The 2,437-nt window shown below is 70.7% G+C and carries 1 protein-coding gene and 1 pseudogene; one reads left to right on the top strand and one right to left on the bottom strand.

What is annotated here, in order from left to right; all coding sequences use genetic code 11:
- A pseudogene (locus RMN84_RS09510) lies at positions 1-1,355 on the top strand (helicase); the annotation flags it as partial.
- 19 nt (positions 1,356-1,374) lie between these two features.
- On the opposite strand, the gene RMN84_RS09505 reads toward RMN84_RS09510, so the two are convergent.
- Positions 1,375-2,437, bottom strand: a 1,063-nt coding sequence (locus RMN84_RS09505; RefSeq protein WP_309611934.1) for a glycosyltransferase, incomplete at its 5' end; no start/stop codon positions are given.

Here is a 2,437-nt window from a genome sequence, read left to right as displayed (position 1 = left end):
TGCGGCGGATCTTCTCCTACGTCGGCGAAGGCGGGCATATTCCGTACGAGTGGTTCGCCGCCGAGGTCACCCGGCTCGACAATGTCGCGGGGGATATCGAGGCGATCGCCGACCGGCTCGCGGGGATCAGGAGCTGGGCCTATATCGCCCAGCGTGGCGACTGGCTGGCCGATCCGGCCAAGGGGGCCGAGCGGACCAAGGCGGTCGAAGGGCGATTGTCGGACGCGCTGCACGCGGCGCTGACCCAGCGCTTCGTCGACCGGCGGACGGCGGTGCTGGTGCGCGACATCGGCGCGCGCGGGGCCGATGCGCTGCCGGTGACGGTGGCGAGCGATGGCGAGGTCAGCGTCGGGCCGGAGCCGATCGGACATCTCGCCGGGTTCGAGTTCAAGGTCGATCCGGCGGCGCGGGCGGCGGACAAGCGCCTGCTCCTTGCTGCCGCCGAACGGCGGCTGGGCGACGAACTCGACCGGCGGGCGAAGCTGCTGTGCGAGGCGGGGGACGAGCGGTTCGCGCTGACCCTCGCGGCCGGCGGGGCGATCAGCATTTCGTGGGACGGGTTCCTCCTCGCGCGTCTGGCACACGGGCGGTCGCTGCTCGAACCGGCGGTGCGCACGACCCGGCCGCTCGACCGGTTGACGGCGCAGCGGAGGGCGGCCTTGCGGGCGCGGCTGGAGGCATGGCTGGAGCGGGCGATCGCGGCGCAACTGGGTCCGCTCAAGGCGCTGGCCGAGGCGGCGGGCGATCGGACGGTGACGCCGGGCGTGCGGGCGGTGGCAGCGATGCTGGCCGATGCTGGCGGGCTATTGCCGCGCAAGGCGCTGACGGCGGCGATCGGGGCGTTGGACAAGGCTGATCGCCATGCGCTGCACCGGCTGAAGGTACGGCTCGGCGCGCTCGACGTGTTCGCGCCGGCGCTGCTCAAGCCGGGCGCGCAGCAGTTGCGCGCGGCGCTGATCGCGGTGCGTGCGGGCCAGCCGATGCCGCGGCTACCCGAAGCGGGGGCGGCGACGCTCGATGGCGGCGCCGATCCGCGTGGGGCGATGCTGGCCTACCGGCGGCTGGGGGCGAACTGGCTGCGGGTCGATCTTGCCGACCGGATCGCGGCCCATGCCCATGCGGTGCGTGCGGCGGGCAAGGGAGAACCGGTCGAGGCGGCGCTGGTGACCTCGCTCGGCCTGTCGGACGATGCGCTGTGCAAGTTGATGGCGGAGATCGGGTTCGTCCCGGCTTTTGGCCAGGCAGGGTCTCAGTGGCGTTGGCGCGGGCGGCGGCAGGAGCGGGCGGCGACCATCCCGGCGCGGCCGGGCCATGCCTTTGCAGCGCTCGCCGGACTCAAGACGCCGAGGCGCTGATCGTGGTCGCGTTGCCCCGTCAGGCGGGCTGCGTTCCCACCCGCGCCTGACCGCTCCGGGCGATCGATGCCCAGCCGACGCGCGGCCCGCGCAGTGCCTGGACGATCGCCTTGATCACGACATAATACATCAGCTGGCGATAGACGAAGCGCATCGGCACCAGCCAGCGCATCAGCCCCCACGTCTCGCGCCGTTCCAGCGCGAAGGCGATCAGCCCTGCGGTCAGGTCGATCGCGGCGAACAGCAGCCAGAACATCGCCATCCGCGCCGGATCACCCTGGACATAGGTCAGGCCATGTTCGTGGATCGCGGTTACGGTGGTGATCACGTTGACGATCAGGGCAAGGTCGATCAGCGGCGAGACGACCGCGAACAGCAGCTGGAACAGCATCACCTGCGGCAGGCCGACCAGCGCCAGCCCGTGCGGTTTGCCGCTCAGCATGATGCGCTTGTGCTTCCACAGGCACTGGATTGTGCCGAACGCCCAGCGGAAGCGTTGCCGCGCCAGTTGGCGCAGCGTCTGCGGTGCCTCGGTCCAGGCGATGGCGCTCTGGTCATAGGTGACCTGCCACCCGGCGCGCTGGACGGCGATGGTCAGGTCCTGGTCCTCGGCCAGCGTGTCGGGCGGATAGCCGCCGATCGCGTCGATCGCCGCCTTGCGCCACGCCCCGACCGCGCCGGGCACGACCGTCATCGCATCGAGCTGGGCCAGCGCCCGCCGCTCCAGATTCTGGGCGGTGATATATTCCAGCGCCTGCCATTTGGTGACCAGGTTGATGCGATTGCCGACCTTGGCATTGCCGGCGACCGCGCCCAATTTCTCGTCGACGAACCAGCGCGCCAGCCGGGCGATGGTGGTCGGTTCGAACTGCGTATCGGCGTCGAGCGCGATGACGATCTCGCCGCTCGCCAGCGTCAGCCCCTGGTTGAGCGCGCGCGCCTTGCCGCCATTGGCCAACGTCAGCAACCGCACCCGCTCGTCGCCGGCAAAGAGCCTCGCGACGACCGCCGAAGTCGCATCCTTCGACCCGTCGTCGATGACGATCACTTCCAGCCGAACATCGCTACTGGCGAGAACCTGG

The sequence above is a fragment of the Sphingomonas sp. genome, assembly GCF_031380695.1.
Taxonomy (GTDB): Bacteria; Pseudomonadota; Alphaproteobacteria; order Sphingomonadales; family Sphingomonadaceae; genus Sphingomicrobium.
Note: the sequence above shows the minus strand (reverse complement) of the source record. Positions and strands in the feature narration are given on the sequence as shown.